Origin of the sequence: Nocardia arseniciresistens, assembly GCF_046764875.1 — a bacterium.
GTDB classification, from domain to species: domain Bacteria; phylum Actinomycetota; class Actinomycetes; order Mycobacteriales; family Mycobacteriaceae; genus Nocardia; species Nocardia arseniciresistens.
The window spans coordinates 272281-286052 of the sequence record NZ_JBKORD010000010.1 but is presented as its reverse complement, the minus strand read 5'-3'; the positions used below and the strand labels follow the sequence as shown (position 1 = coordinate 286052).

Annotated in this window: 15 protein-coding genes; 6 read left to right on the top strand and 9 right to left on the bottom strand. The window is 65.9% G+C overall.

Features of this window, described 5'->3' with window-relative positions; all coding sequences use genetic code 11:
- Positions 1–49 precede the first annotated feature (49 nt).
- The 4 genes from nrdE to ACLMAJ_RS20420 form a co-directional block, all read right to left on the bottom strand.
- Entirely contained in the window at positions 50–2155 is a 2106-nt protein-coding gene (gene nrdE, locus ACLMAJ_RS20435; protein ID WP_412015404.1) for a class 1b ribonucleoside-diphosphate reductase subunit alpha, read from the bottom strand.
- A 38-nt stretch (positions 2156–2193) separates the two neighbouring features.
- Positions 2194–2655, bottom strand: a complete 462-nt coding sequence (gene nrdI, locus ACLMAJ_RS20430) for a class Ib ribonucleoside-diphosphate reductase assembly flavoprotein NrdI (protein ID WP_412015348.1) — start codon at positions 2653–2655, stop codon at positions 2194–2196.
- Positions 2656–2698: 43 nt separating this feature from the next.
- Positions 2699–2932, bottom strand: coding sequence for a glutaredoxin-like protein NrdH (gene nrdH, locus ACLMAJ_RS20425; RefSeq protein WP_412015403.1), 234 nt, complete (start codon positions 2930–2932; stop codon positions 2699–2701).
- Between the two features lie 471 nt (positions 2933–3403).
- Positions 3404–3973, bottom strand: coding sequence for an NAD(P)H-dependent oxidoreductase (locus ACLMAJ_RS20420; protein WP_412015347.1), 570 nt, complete (start codon positions 3971–3973; stop codon positions 3404–3406).
- A 143-nt stretch (positions 3974–4116) separates the two neighbouring features.
- On the opposite strand from ACLMAJ_RS20420, the gene ACLMAJ_RS20415 reads away from it, so the two are divergent.
- Positions 4117–4737 (top strand): TetR/AcrR family transcriptional regulator, encoded by a 621-nt coding sequence (locus tag ACLMAJ_RS20415; RefSeq protein ID WP_412015402.1) that lies wholly within the window; start codon positions 4117–4119, stop codon positions 4735–4737.
- A gap of 6 nt (positions 4738–4743) precedes the next feature.
- A complete protein-coding gene (nadE, locus tag ACLMAJ_RS20410) occupies positions 4744–5568 on the top strand; it encodes an ammonia-dependent NAD(+) synthetase (protein WP_412015346.1) in 825 nt (274 codons plus the stop codon).
- A gap of 17 nt (positions 5569–5585) precedes the next feature.
- Here the strand turns inward: nadE and ACLMAJ_RS20405 are convergent, their stop codons facing one another.
- On the bottom strand, positions 5586–5828 hold the full coding sequence (locus tag ACLMAJ_RS20405) for a MoaD/ThiS family protein (protein WP_412015345.1): 243 nt from the start codon (positions 5826–5828) through the stop codon (positions 5586–5588).
- Entirely contained in the window at positions 5821–6879 is a 1059-nt protein-coding gene (gene moaA, locus ACLMAJ_RS20400) for a GTP 3',8-cyclase MoaA (protein ID WP_412015344.1), read from the bottom strand. Before moaA ends, ACLMAJ_RS20405 begins: the two co-directional genes overlap by 8 nt.
- A gap of 129 nt (positions 6880–7008) precedes the next feature.
- Between moaA and ACLMAJ_RS20395 the strand changes: the two genes are divergently transcribed.
- From ACLMAJ_RS20395 to ACLMAJ_RS20380, 4 genes are all read left to right on the top strand, one after another.
- On the top strand, positions 7009–8214 hold the full coding sequence (locus tag ACLMAJ_RS20395) for a molybdopterin molybdotransferase MoeA (RefSeq protein ID WP_412015343.1): 1206 nt from the start codon (positions 7009–7011) through the stop codon (positions 8212–8214).
- 79 nt (positions 8215–8293) lie between these two features.
- Positions 8294–9343 carry a bifunctional molybdenum cofactor biosynthesis protein MoaC/MoaB gene (gene moaCB, locus ACLMAJ_RS20390; RefSeq protein WP_412015342.1) on the top strand — a complete coding sequence of 350 codons (1050 nt, stop codon included), beginning with the start codon at positions 8294–8296 and terminating at the stop codon, positions 9341–9343.
- Positions 9330–9767, top strand: a complete 438-nt coding sequence (locus ACLMAJ_RS20385) for a molybdenum cofactor biosynthesis protein MoaE (RefSeq protein ID WP_412015341.1) — start codon at positions 9330–9332, stop codon at positions 9765–9767. Before moaCB ends, ACLMAJ_RS20385 begins: the two co-directional genes overlap by 14 nt.
- A 106-nt stretch (positions 9768–9873) precedes the next feature.
- On the top strand, positions 9874–10875 hold the full coding sequence (locus ACLMAJ_RS20380; RefSeq protein WP_412015340.1) for an AraC family transcriptional regulator ligand-binding domain-containing protein: 1002 nt from the start codon (positions 9874–9876) through the stop codon (positions 10873–10875).
- A 20-nt stretch (positions 10876–10895) separates the two neighbouring features.
- Here ACLMAJ_RS20380 and ACLMAJ_RS20375 read toward each other — a convergent pair whose 3' ends face one another.
- From ACLMAJ_RS20375 to ACLMAJ_RS20365, 3 genes are all read right to left on the bottom strand, one after another.
- Positions 10896–11087, bottom strand: coding sequence for a hypothetical protein (locus tag ACLMAJ_RS20375; protein WP_412015338.1), 192 nt, complete (start codon positions 11085–11087; stop codon positions 10896–10898).
- Between the two features lie 184 nt (positions 11088–11271).
- Complete coding sequence (locus ACLMAJ_RS20370; protein WP_412015337.1) at positions 11272–12303, bottom strand: CobW family GTP-binding protein; 1032 nt, start codon at positions 12301–12303, stop codon at positions 11272–11274.
- A 96-nt stretch (positions 12304–12399) separates the two neighbouring features.
- Positions 12400–13755, bottom strand: coding sequence for an N-acetylmuramoyl-L-alanine amidase (locus ACLMAJ_RS20365; RefSeq protein WP_412015336.1), 1356 nt, complete (start codon positions 13753–13755; stop codon positions 12400–12402).
- Positions 13756–13772 lie beyond the last annotated feature (17 nt).

Sequence of the window (13772 nt, the reverse complement as noted above, 5' to 3'; positions counted from 1 at the left end):
AAGGGGTGGTCTCCAACGTGGAGACCACCCCTTTTCCGGACGTCGGCGACTACAACATGCAGGACACGCAGCCCTCTACCTCGGTTCCCTCCAAGGCCATTTGGCGCAGGCGGATGTAGTAGAGGGTTTTGATGCCTTTGCGCCAGGCGTAGATCTGGGCGCGGTTGAGGTCGCGAGTGGTCGCGGTGTCCTTGAAGAAGAGGGTCAGCGACAGGCCCTGGTCCACGTGCTGGGTGGCCGCGGCGTAGGTATCGATGATCTTCTCGTAGCCGATTTCATACGCGTCGTCGTAGTATTCGAGGTTGTCGTTGTCGAGGTAGGGCGCGGGGTAGTAGACGCGGCCGATCTTGCCTTCCTTGCGGATCTCGATCTTCGACGCCACCGGGTGGATGGAACTGGTGGAGTGGTTGATGTAGGAGATCGAGCCGGTCGGCGGGACGGCCTGCAAGTTCTGGTTGTAGATACCGTGCTCCATGACCGAGTTCTTCAGCTCGAGCCAATCGTCCTTGGTCGGGATGTGCACGTCCGCGTCGGCGAAGATCTGCGCCACGCGTGCGGTTTTCGGCTCCCATGCCTTGTCGGTGTACTTGTCGAAGTACTCCCCCGACGCGTACTTGGATTCAGGGAAGCCACCGAAGTAGCTGCCGCGCTCCTTCGCGATCAGGTTCGACGCCCGAATCGCGTGGTAAACGACGGTGTAGAAGTAGATGTTGGTGAAGTCGATGCCCTCGTCGGATCCGTAGTGGACCCGCTCGCGAGCCAGGTACCCGTGCAGGTTCATCTGTCCGAGGCCGATGGCGTGGGATTCGTTGTTGCCCTGCTCGATCGAGGGCACCGAGTAGATGTGCGTCTGGTCCGACACCGCGGTCAGCGCACGGATCGAGGTCTCGATGGTCTGCGCGAAGTCGGGTGAGTCCATCGCCTTGGCGATGTTCAGCGACCCGAGGTTGCACGAAATATCCTTGCCCACCTTGGCGTAGGTCAGATCGTCGTTGTAGATCGACGGCGTCGAAACCTGCAGGATCTCCGAGCAAAGGTTCGAGTGGGTGATCTTGCCGGCGATCGGGTTGGCCCTGTTCACCGTGTCCTCGAACATGATGTACGGGTAGCCCGACTCGAACTGCAGCTCGGCGATGGTCTGGAAGAACTCGCGCGCCTTGATCTTCGACTTGCGGATCCGCTTGTCGTCGACCATCTCGTAGTACTTCTCGGTGACGTCGATATCGGCGAACGGCTTGCCGTAGATGCGCTCTACGTCGTACGGCGAGAACAGGTACATGTCCTCGTTCTTCTTCGCGAGCTCGAAGGTGATGTCGGGGATCACCACACCGAGCGAGAGGGTCTTGATGCGGATCTTCTCGTCCGCGTTCTCGCGCTTGGTGTCAAGGAACCGGTAGATGTCCGGGTGATGCGCGTGCAGGTACACCGCACCGGCGCCCTGGCGGGCACCGAGCTGGTTGGCGTAGGAGAACGAGTCCTCCAGCAGCTTCATGATCGGGATGACGCCCGAGCTCTGGTTCTCGATCTTCTTGATCGGCGCGCCGTGCTCGCGAATGTTGCTCAGCAGCAAGGCGACACCGCCACCGCGCTTGGACAGCTGCAACGCGGAGTTGATCGAGCGCCCGATGGACTCCATGTTGTCTTCGATGCGCAGCAGGAAGCAGGAGACCGGCTCGCCGCGCTGCTTCTTGCCCGAGTTGAGGAAGGTCGGGGTGGCGGGCTGGAAGCGGCCGTCGATGATCTCATCGACCAACTTGCCCGCGAGCACCTCGTCACCGGCGGCGAGGGTGAGCGCGACCATGCAGACGCGATCCTCGAACCGCTCCAGGTAGCGCTTGCCGTCAAAGGTCTTCAGCGTGTACGAGGTGTAGTACTTGAACGCGCCGAGGAAGGTCGGGAACCGGAACTTCTTGGCGTAGGCCTGCTGGAACAGCGACTTGATGAACGCGCGGCTGTACTGGTCCAGAACCTCTGCCTCGTAATAGTTCTCGTCGACCAGGTAGTCCAGCTTCTCGTCCAGGTTGTGGAAGAAGACGGTGTTCTGGTTGACGTGCTGCAGGAAGTACTGATGCGCGGCCTCGCGGTCCTTGTCGAACTGGATCTCGCCGTTCGGGCCGTACAGGTTCAGCATCGCGTTGAGGGCGTGGTAGTCCATGACCTCGCCCGCTTCCGCACCCCGAACCGAGGACTGCTCTAAGCGAGCCGTTTTTCCGGCAGGCGCTGTCGTTGCTGTTGCCAAAACAATCCCAATCCTTCTCGGACGCGCTCGACGTCCTCAGCGGTTCCCATGAGTTCGAAGCGATACAGGTACGGCACCCCGCACTTGCGCGAGATCACGTCTCCCGCATAGCAGTATGTATCGCCGAAGTTCGTGTTACCTGCCGCGACAACCCCGCGCAGCAGCGCGCGGTTGTGCGGATCGTTGAGGAACTTGGCGACTTGCCGCGGCACGAAATCCTTATCGGATCTGCTTCCCCCCAAGACGTGCCGACCGCCCCCGTAGGTGGGAACGACCAGCACGTAGGGTTCGTCTACGCGCAGCGAATCTGCGGTGTGCAGTGGTATGCGAGTCGCTGGGATGCCCAGCTTCTCGACGAAACGATGTGTGTTCTCCGAGGCGCTGGAGAAGTAGACGAGCGCTGCCGTTTCGGACATGGCCGGCTCCCTACGATGGGCGGCCTCAGGCCGCGATGGTGCGTCAGGCCGCGACGGTGGCGAGCGACTTGATGCGATCGGGCCGGAAGCCCGACCAGTGGTCCTCGCCGGCAACGACGACCGGCGCCTGCAGGTACCCGAGAGCCATGACGAAGTCACGCGCCTCGTCGTCCTCGGAGATGTCGATGACCTCGTAGTCGACCCCGACCTTGTCGAGGGCCTTATAGGTCGCGTTGCACTGGACGCAAGCGGGCTTGGTGTACACGGTGATGGTCAATGGTGTCCCTCTCTCCTGATCCATAGCCTGTGATCCGTATGTCGATCGTTTCGAGCGACGTGCAAGCAGTCGCTAGCGATGTCATCTCGAGCGACCGACAAAAGTCGCTACCAATACACGATCCGACGCACCTGCGCAAACTCCTGGATCCGATCTCGAAAGCCCTGCTCAGCCGGTTCACACCGTTGCTTTTCGCTTCGGGCCTCGCGTCGTCTTCCAGTAGGTAAGACACTACACCTAGTGGCCGACAGATTCATACAACACGACATGTTGCGAACCACATTGATGAAATTCCTAGCCGGTAAGTACCTGCACACTCGATTCGCAACCCGACACGACCGTGGCGCAGATCACAATTTCGTACCGCAGCTCTCTTTCAGCAAACATTCCGGGCAGACCAAAAGGGCCACCCCCCACTCGGTCGACCGGAGTGGCGGGTGGCCCTGCGGGACACAGCGGTTTCAGCGCGGCTCAGGCGGAAACCAGTTCGCCGCGCGCGGACAGGACGAGCTCGCGCACCGTGGCGGCCAGCTGGGTCAGCGCCTCGGCATCCTCGCGCGGATGCGCCTCGCCGAAGCGCTGGCCGAACCCACCGAAGTGCAAGTGCGCGGACTCCACGACCTTCGCACCCGCGACACCGAGCGCCTTGACCGCGTCACCGTGCGCCCACTGCCCCGCGTTCGGGCTCATCGACCCACTCACCACGGCAACCGACCGATCCTTGAGCGCACCGACTCCGTACGGACGGGAGGCCCAGTCGATCGCGTTCTTCAGTACCGCCGACAGCGTGCCGTTGTACTCAGGGGTCACCAGCAGCAGGCCGTCGGAGGCGGCGATAGCGTCGCGCAGCGCCTGGGCGGCAGCGGGAACCGCGCCGGGGACATCGAGATCCTCGTTGTAGAAGGGGATATCGGCGAGGCCCTCATAGATCGTGATGTCGACGCCGTCGGGCGCGGTCTGCGCCGCGGCCTCGGCGAGCTGGCGATTGATGGATGCGGCACGAAGGCTGCCGACGAGAGTAAGGATCCGAGTCTGGGGCATGAGAACTCCTGGTGTACTGAACGTGTGTCCGGGTTTCATGAGAAAATAACCGGACTATGGTCCGAATCCATTCCTCCGGAGACGATGAGAGTCCTGTGAGCTACAGCACACATCCGCCGGGCGAGTCGATACCCGAGCGTCCGCTGCTCGGCGTCGGCGCGCCGCTGCTCGGATCGATCGAGCCGACCGAGCGCGCCGATGCCGCGCGCAACCGGCAATTACTACTGGACGCGGCGCAGGAACTCGTCCGCGAGCACGGAGTGGACAGCCTCACGATGGACGCGCTGGCGAAACGGGCGGGCGTCGGCAAAGGCACCGTCTTCCGGAGGTTCGGCAGCAGGGCCGGGCTCATGGTCGCGCTGCTCGATCATTCGGAACACAAGTACCAGCATGGATTCATGTTCGGACCACCGCCGCTCGGACCCGGCGCGCCACCGGTGGATCGGCTCATCGCCTTCGGCCGCGCGCGGCTGCTCGACATCGAGGTGGAGGGCGATCTGTATCGCGCGGCGGAGAACGGAGAGGCAGGCGACCGCTATTCCGGACCGCCCTACATGTTGCTCAAGGCCCACGTGTCGATGCTGTTGCGGGAGGCCGACGTCGCCGGCGAAGTACCGCTGCTCGCCGACGGGCTGCTCGCCGATCTCGGCGCCGCATTGGTGATGCATCAGATGCATGCCCTCGGCTATTCGCGCGAACAGATCGGCGACAACTGGGAAGCCTTCGTTCGGCGTGTTGTCACACCGCGATCGCCAGTAGAGTGAGTTGCCATGCCGTCCTTGCGTCAACAGATCATCTCCGAACTAGGCGTCCAACCGAGCATTGAGCCGAAGATCGAGGTGCGCCGCCGCGTCGAATTCCTCAAGGACTACTTGCTTGCCACGCCCGCAACGGGGTTCGTACTCGGCATCAGCGGGGGCCAGGACAGCGCCCTCGCGGGGCGGCTGTGCCAGCTGGCCGCGGAGGAACTACGCGCCGACGGCGCCGAGGCCACCTTCGTCGCGGTGCGGCTGCCCTACGGTGTGCAGGCCGACGAGGTCGACGCCAGGATATCGATGAAGTTCGTGCAGCCGGACCGCTCGGTATCGGTCAATGTCCGACCGGGCGCGAACGCGGTCGCCGCCGAGACCGCACGCAGCCTCCAGGTGCCCGACCTCCGCGATTTCGTGCGTGGCAACATCAAGGCGCGCGAGCGCATGGTGATCCAGTACGCGATCGCGGGCCAGGAGAACCTGCTCGTCGTCGGCACCGACCACGCCGCGGAAGCGGTCACCGGCTTCTTCACCAAATATGGCGACGGCGGCGTCGACATCACCCCACTCACCGGCCTCACCAAGCGCCAGGGCGCGGCGCTGCTGCAAGAGCTCGGCGCACCGTCGAGCGTCTGGTCCAAAGTCCCCACCGCCGACCTCGAGGACGACCGACCCGCCCTTTCCGACGAGGAGGCGCTCGGCCTGCGCTACTCCGAAATCGACGACTACCTCGAAGGCAAAGACGTCACCTCCGAGGTAGCCACCAGACTCGAAACGATCTTCCAGAACACCCGCCACAAGCGCACCGTCCCGGCAACTCCCCTCGACACGTGGTGGCGCTGACCCTGTCGGTGTCGGACTCAGCCGCCCGCGAAGGGCGGCAGCACATCGACGCGCGGCGGCAGGATGACCGAGGGGTCGCGGGTTAGTTCGTCGCCGACCAGGTAGGCGCAGACCGCGAGCATCTTGTCGAGGTCGGGGCCGTAGGACTCGGACAGGGTCTGGCGCAGGTCGGCGATGGTCGCGTCGGCGGGGAAATCGAGGGATTCGCGATCCTTGCCGACGGCGTCGGCGATCGCGGCGAAGTAGCGGATCTCAACCACCGATGGCTCCCATCGAGCGTTCCGGAGGGACGAAGTCCGCGGCGTCGATGCCGTGGCCTGCCCACTTGTTCCACATGGCGCCGCGCCAGATGGTGGCGATCTCGATATCGTCGGCACCGGAGCGCAGTGCCTGGCGCAGATCGAATTCCTGGTCGCTGAACAGGCAAGAGCGGAGCATGCCGTCGGCGGTGAGGCGGGTGCGGTCGCACGTGTCGCAGAACTTGCGGGTCACCGAAGCGATGATGCCAACCGTCGCGGGGCCACCGTCGACGAGCCAGGTTTCGGCGGGGGCGGATGGGTCCGAGCGGCCTGCCTCGGTGAGGTCGAAGCGCGCGCCGAGCACATCGAGCAGCTCGGCGGCGGTCACCATGTTGGCGCGCGCCCACTCGTGGTCGGCGTCGAGCGGCATCTCTTCGATGAAGCGCAGCTCGCAGCCCTCGTCCAGACACCAGCGCAGCAGATCCGCGGCGCCGGGCAGGGTCTCACGCATCAGGACGGCGTTCACCTTCATCGGCGCGAGGCCCGCGTCTCTGGCGGCACGAATGCCCGCGAAGACCGATTCGAGCCGGTCGCGCCGCGTGAGCTTGGCGAAGCCGAGCCGGTCGACGGTATCGAGAGAGACGTTCACCCGGCTCAACCCTGCCGCGGCAAGCCCGCGCACGCGATGGGCGAGGCCGACACCGTTGGTCGTCATGGCCAGCGGGATCCCAGGGGCGTGTTCGTGGCAACCGGCGATGATCCGTTCCAGGTCGCGGCGCATCAGCGGCTCGCCGCCGGTGAAGCGCACCTCGCGCACCCCGAGTTCCCGCACCGCGAGCGCGACCAGCCGGACGATCTCCTCGACGGTCAGCAACTCCTCATGGGGAATCGCGGGCAGACCTTCCTCCGGCATGCAGTAGGTGCAGCGCAACGAACACTTCTCGGTGATCGACACCCGCAAATCGCGGGCGGTCCGACCGAATCGGTCCACCAGAAAAGGGGTCTCGGGGCGTCCGTCGAGCGAGGGACGCCCAGACCGCACGGCGGGAATCCCCATCTGGACCAACGTCACCCCTCCATTATGACCGGTTGTCCCGAGATGACCGATTGTCGCCACCGACAACAACCGACCGCCGGCTGGGCCGCGGGCCCGTACCTTCGTCCGAATCGGCCATGGAACCGCGACGATTAGGCTGACCGCATGACCCCACGGCCCGCCACATCCCAGGTCCGGTCCGTCGACGACTACCGGGACGCCATCGAACAGCTGCTGCGCCCGTTGGCGCTGCGCCCAACCGAGCCCGCCGCGGTGCCCGCCGCGCTCGGCAGGCAGCTGGCCGAAGATGTCCATTCACCGGTCGACCTGCCGGTCTTTCGCAACTCCGCGATGGACGGATACGCGGTGCGTTCCGAGTCCGTCGTAGTTGCCCCTGTGACGCTGCCGGTCGCCGGTGTTGTCGCCGCGGGCAACCCCGGTGCGACGCCGCTACCTCCCGGCGCCGCGATGAAGGTGATGACGGGCGCGCCGATTCCGCCCGGCGCGGATTGTGTGGTGCCGGTCGAGGACGTGCACACCGACGGCGCGCGGGTGACCATCGAACGCGGCCGCAGCACAGGCGAATTCGTGCGAGAGCCGGGCACCGATGTGCGCACCGGAGAGCTGCTGGTGTCCGAAGGAACCAGGCTCGCGCCGCGGCACATCGCGGCACTCGCCGCCGTCGGCCTGCCCTCGGTGCCGGTATTTCGGCCCATTCGCGCCGCCGTTATCACCACCGGCGACGAACTCGTTCCCGCGGGCACGACGTTGCGCCCCGGGCAGATCTACAACTCCAACGGCATCGCACTCGCCGCGGCGCTCACCGCGAACGGCGTGCTGGTCACCAGCGTCGAGCACAGTACCGACGATCCCGAGGTGTTTCGCCGATTGCTCACTGCCGCAACGAAATCCGCCGATATCGTGTTCACCTCCGGCGGTGTGTCCAAGGGCGATTTCGAAGTGGTCAAGGACGTACTGCAACCACTCGGCGGCCAGTTCGGTTCGATCGCGGTGCAGCCGGGCGGTCCGCAGGGCCTGACCGTCGTCGACGGCATTCCGGTGCTGAGCTTCCCCGGCAATCCGGTCAGCACGATGGTGTCCTTCGAGGTGTTCGCCAGGCCGATCCTGCGCGAACTCGCGGGACTGCCCGAGGTCACCATTCGCGAACTTCCGCTGCTGGAACCGGTGAAATCGCCTGCGGGGCGACGCCAATTCCTGCGTGGCCGGGTGACCGACGCCGGTGTCGAAGCGGTCTCGGGACCGGGTTCGCACCTGGTCGCCGGGATGGCATGGGCGGAGGTCCTGATCGACATTCCCGCGGCGGCCACCTCGGTCCCGGCAGGCGCGACCGTGCTGGTCCGATCGCTGTGAACGCCGACGATCGGTCATATGACGTCGGCGCACAGGTCCCCTCCGCCCGCGGATGCCGCGCTGTGCGAGTGTGGACAACATGAGTGAGTTGTCCCATGTCGACCGAGAGGGCCGCGCCCGCATGGTCGATGTGAGCGCGAAGACCGACACCACCAGGATCGCGGTCGCGGCGGGTGAGCTACAGACCACCGCCGAAGTTGTCGCGCTGGTGCGCGCCGACGACATGCCGAAGGCCGATGTGCTGTCCACGGCCAGGATCGCGGGCATCGCGGGAGCGAAGAAGACCTCGGAACTCATCCCGCTGTGCCATCAGCTCGCACTGTCGTCGGTCACGGTCGAGTTCGCGTTCACCGACACCACCATCACGATCGAGGCCAGCGCGAAGACCAAGGGTCCCACCGGCGTCGAGATGGAGGCGCTCACCGCGGTCGCCGTCGCCGGACTCACCCTGCACGACATGGTGAAGGCGGTCGACCCCGCGGCGACCCTCAACGGCGTGCGGCTGCTCACCAAAGAAGGCGGGAAGCACGGACATTGGGTGCGGGCCGACACGGGTAACCAAGTGGCACAGTCCCTTGCGGTCGGGCCGAGCCCGCTCGCCGAAAGCGATCCACAGCAGCTTACGCCGCATGCTGTTTCGAACCCCGAAGCACGATCGGCAGTGGTATTGGTCGCCTCGACCGGCGCGGCGGCGGGCTCCCGAATCGACACCACCGGACCCGTCCTCACACAATGGCTTACCGGACTGGGCTTCTCGGTGCGCGGACCGCTGGTCTATGCCGATGCCGAGATCGCCGTCGGATTGGCGGATGCGCTGCGTCTCACGCCGACACTGGTGATCACCACCGGTGGGACCGGTGCCTCCCCGACCGATGCGACGCCGGAGGCGACGCTGGCGGTCATCGATCGCGAACTGCCCGGTGTCGCCGAGGCGATTCGGCAACGCGGCACCGCGAAATTCCCGCTCGCCGCGCTCAGCCGTGGTGTCGCGGGGTTGGCGGGCCGCTCGGTGATCGCGAACCTGCCAGGATCCCCCGGCGGGGTGCAGGATGGTATGGCGGTGCTCGAACCGCTGCTCGACCATCTGCTCGCGCAAGTAGCCGGAGGCGGCAAACATGACAACCAGTGAACACGCGTCCGTGCGCCTCGCGGCCATCAGCGACCGGCCGTTGGACCCGGCCGAGGTCGAGGCGGCGGTCACCGGGCCCGCGCATGGCGCGGTCGTGGTTTTCACCGGCAAGGTTCGCAACCACGATGGCGGACAGGCCGTTTCCGCGTTGGAATACTCGGCCCACCCCGAAGCCGAACGGTTCCTACGGAACTGCTGCGCCGAGCTGGCCGCATCCTCCGGTCTTCCGGTTGCCGCCGCGCACCGCATCGGTCAACTGACCATCGGCGATCTCGCGATCGTCGTCGCGGTCGCCGCACCGCATCGCGCCGAAGCCTTCACCGCCTGTGCGGAATTGGTGGACCGGATCAAGCACGAGGTACCGATCTGGAAACGCCAGCTATTCGCCGACGGTTTGTCCGAATGGGTCAACGCCTGCGGGTGAACTGCCCGAGATTTACCGCATCGTCATTCGATTCCGATGACGTGAAAACATGCCCGCGATAGCGTCGCGCGCAAAGGCTCGTCCGACTCCGAGATAGGAGGACACCGTGGGCACCGATCAGGTATTGCTGCACAGGTTTGTGATCTCCGAACTCACAGCCGCGGGGCTGGATCGGGATCGGCTGATTCGCGAGACCGGTCTACCCGACTGGACGATGGCGGGTGAGGACGTGCACCTGCCGAGCACCACTTTCTCGCGGCTGTGGGAGATCGGTGAGCACGGACTCGCCGATCCCGATGTCGCACTGAATGTGGCCCGCCGCTACAAGTTGTCCAGCCTCGGCCTCTACGACTACCTGTTCTCGACCGCGCCGACGCTCGGCGCGGGTCTTGCGACCTGCGGACCCTACGTCGCCGCTGTCACCACCAATCATCGCTTCGAGCTCATCGCAGAGAACGACAGCGAAGTGACCCTCTACCTCGACATGATCACCGGCGAAGGCCGTGGCCGTGACCTCACCCAGCTGTGGGGGCTCGCGGCGGTGCTGAGCCGGGCGCGACAGGTCGCCACGCGTCCGGTGGTTCCGTTGCGGGTGATGTTGCGACAGCACGCGCCGAGCAAGTTGGACACCTTCACCGAGGTATTCGGCACCACCGCAATAGAATTCGACGCCCCTGTCGATGCGATGACCTTCCGATCCTCTGACATGGACATTCCGCTGACCAGCAGCGACCCCATGTTGGCCGCGGTATTGCAACCGCTCGCCGAGGCCTTGCCGCCACCGCCGCCGCTGGCCGAAGCGTGGCCCGATCGCGTCGCGGCCGCCTTGGCCGACGCGCTCGCGGACGGGAATGTGTCGCTGGAACGGGTGGCGCGCCGACTGGCCACCAGTCCGCGCACACTGCAACGCAGGCTGATGGAATCGGGCACGACCTGGCGAAATGAATTGTCGAGGGCACGCAGTGCCCGGCTGGCCGAGGCCGACGGCCCGCTGACCAGATCGCGGCAGGCCGAACTGCTCGGCTACGCGGACGCGGGCTCGCTGCGTCGTGCGGCTCGGCGCTGGTCCGGCCCCGCGTACGGGTTCCGCACCGACCGGCCCGCCTGAGCACCCGGACCGGCGAGGGTTCATATCTTCAGGTAACTCGCGGCGATTCGCCAGAACGTCTCGCCCTCGATCGACTGGAAGTCCCAGCTGTCGGTGATGTCGTGGGTCGCGGCAACGATGGCGGGAACGTCGAAGTCGTGGCGCGTCGCGGAGCCCTTGGCCTCCAGCGCGGCAATCACAAATGCGGTGGCGCTTTCTACAGTCTGGGACACGGAACTCTCCAATGGGTCGCAGAGCGATACGGTCGATCACGGTTCGGTGCCGCGGAACCGACACCGCGCGGCGGGCACGCCAGTCAGTCTCTGGCCCGCTTGCCGAAGGCGGAAGGGCCGAACGCGCCAAGTTCGCGTCGAACGCGCCAATCTGATGCGCCGACTTGTGGCGCGTAGGAACGGCTCAGTGCGGCGTGTAGCGCCAGACGCCGAGCATGGCCTGTGGATCGAGTGGTTCGGCCGCCGTGTGCACCGTCTCGTGCAGCCGCCGCAGCGCGGTCTCGGTCGGCAGCCCCGCACCGATGAGCACCAACTGGCTGGTGCGCGCCTCGCCGCGCCGCCAGCTGTCCGGCTCGAACACGATGTGGTTGCCGACCATGTGCAGGACGAACTTTCGGCGTTCCTCGGCAACGCCGAACGCGGCGAACCCCTTGGCCCGGAACAGGCCGGGCGGCGGGTCCTCCAGGAAGCCGATCAGGCGGCGCGGGTCCAACTCCCGCTCGCTCGTGAAGCTCACGCTGGTGTAGTCGTCGTGCAGATGCCGGTGGTCGTGCGCGTCGTGGTCGTGATCGACGAGCAGCTCGTCGAAGCTCAATTGCTCGGCCACCCGCGGCGCTTCCCGCATCGGCTCGTCGAACAACAGCCCGGGATCGATGCGACCGTGCGTTGTCGCGTACACCGGTACCTTCCCGATCCGCTCGGCGATCTCCTGCCGCAATCGCTCCAGGTCCGCCTGCGGCACCCGATCCGCCTTGTTGACCACCACGAGATCTGCCAGGCGCAGATGCGTGGCCAACTCGGGGTGCCGCTGCCGGCTGGCCGGGAACTGTTCGGCATCGACCACTTCGACCAGCCCGCCGTACCGAATACGCGGATTCTCGCTGCCGACAACCATCCGGATCAGGTTGCGCGGTTCGGCGAGACCGCTGGCCTCCACCACGATCACATCGATACGGGCGCGCGGTTCGGCCAACTTGGTGAACAGCTCGTCGAGCTCGCTGACGTCCACCGCGCAGCAGACACATCCGTTGCCCAGCGACACCATGGCGTCGACCTGCCCCGCCACCAACATCGAATCGATATTGATGGCGCCGAAGTCGTTGACCACCACGCCGATCCGCGTGCCCCGATTGTTGCGCAGCAGATGATTGAGCAGCGTCGTCTTCCCGGATCCGAGGAACCCGGCGACGATCAGAACTGGAATCCGGTCTGCCACCCGGCTCACCCTAGTGCGCGACGGCGACACCTCACAGCACGACCGAACGCCACCTCTGGCGAGTGCCATGGGTGGCGTTCGGCGCGGTGCGCGGGACTACTTCGCGGGGCCGAGCAGCGTGCTGGCCAGGGTGTAGGCCAGATTGATCAGCTGCGAAGTGATCACCGTGTTGTCCATGCCGAGCGAGGACGCCAGCGGCAGCAACATCTTCATAACCGTGCTGACGAGTCCGCTCAGCGAGTCGCTCGCACCCGGCTTTGTCTGGCTCGGCGCGGTGCCAGGCGTCTGCGACTGTGGCGAATTGGACCGCTGCGGTGCCGTCTTGGACTGCGGGGAGTTGGGTCGAGCGGGAGCGGCCAGCGACGCGTTCGGCGCGAGAGCGGACTGCGCCTGCGGTGCGGCCTGAGCCTGGGCCTGCGGTGCGGCCTGAGCCTGGGCCTGCGGTGCGGCCTGAGCCTGCGGTGCCGCCTGCGCCTGGGCCTGCGGTGCCGTCTGAGCCTGTGGTGCGGTCTGGGCCTGAGCCTGCGGTGCGGTCTGGCCCTGCGGCGCAGCTTGCACCTGCGGTGCGGTCTGCGCGTTCGGCGACTGGGCGGCGGCCGGGCGATCGGTGGCCGTGCCACTCCGTCCCACCGCCGACGGCGCGCCGAGTAGATAACCGACGAGTCCCGTTGTGATGGTGATGGCGTGCTTCAGCTGCCCGTCCGGGCCCTCCAGCAGCGCGGCGTCCTCGGCATTGCCGCCGTTGCCCATCTCGACGAACACATCGGGCACCGCGGTCAGCGCGGGACCGGCCACGTCCGCGCGGGTCTGCAAGCCTTCCTGTACACCGGCATAGTTGGCCGAAGGAAAACCTTCATTCAGGTACGCGTCACGCACCGACTTCGAGGCGGCCAGACCAGCGCCGGCCTGGACCTGGTCCACCTTCGCGTCGGGAATCGGCAGCTCCGGAATGATCACGTGGAAGCCGCGGAACTGTGCGGGGGCACTGTCGGCGTGGATACTCACCGCGACATCGGCACCGGACTGGTTGGCGGCCTTCGCGCGGTCGTCGACACAACCGCCCCAGCCCGAGTCGTCCTGGCGGCTGAGCACCACGCGGGCGCCGAGGCTCTCCAGCGAGGTCTTGACCAGCTGCGATACATTCCAGTTGACGGTGTGCTCCGGCACGCCGTTCATCGTGGTCATGCCGGTTGTCTGGCAGTCCTTCAGACCGCCGCGGCCGTTGTCCACCTGCCTTGCCAAGTTTTCGGAGTGGTTCGACCCCTGATGACCAGGGTCGAGGAATACCGTCTTGCCTGCGAGCTTGTCGGCCATATCCGACGACGGCGGCTCGGCGAGTGCGGTGACCGGGACCAGCCCGGAGAGCGTCACAGCTACCGCGGCCGTGACGGCGGTGCACAGACCAGCCTCGACGATGCTCGGCTTGATACGAAACGCCTGGTAGATAGACAAAGCAGCTCCCTAGTCCC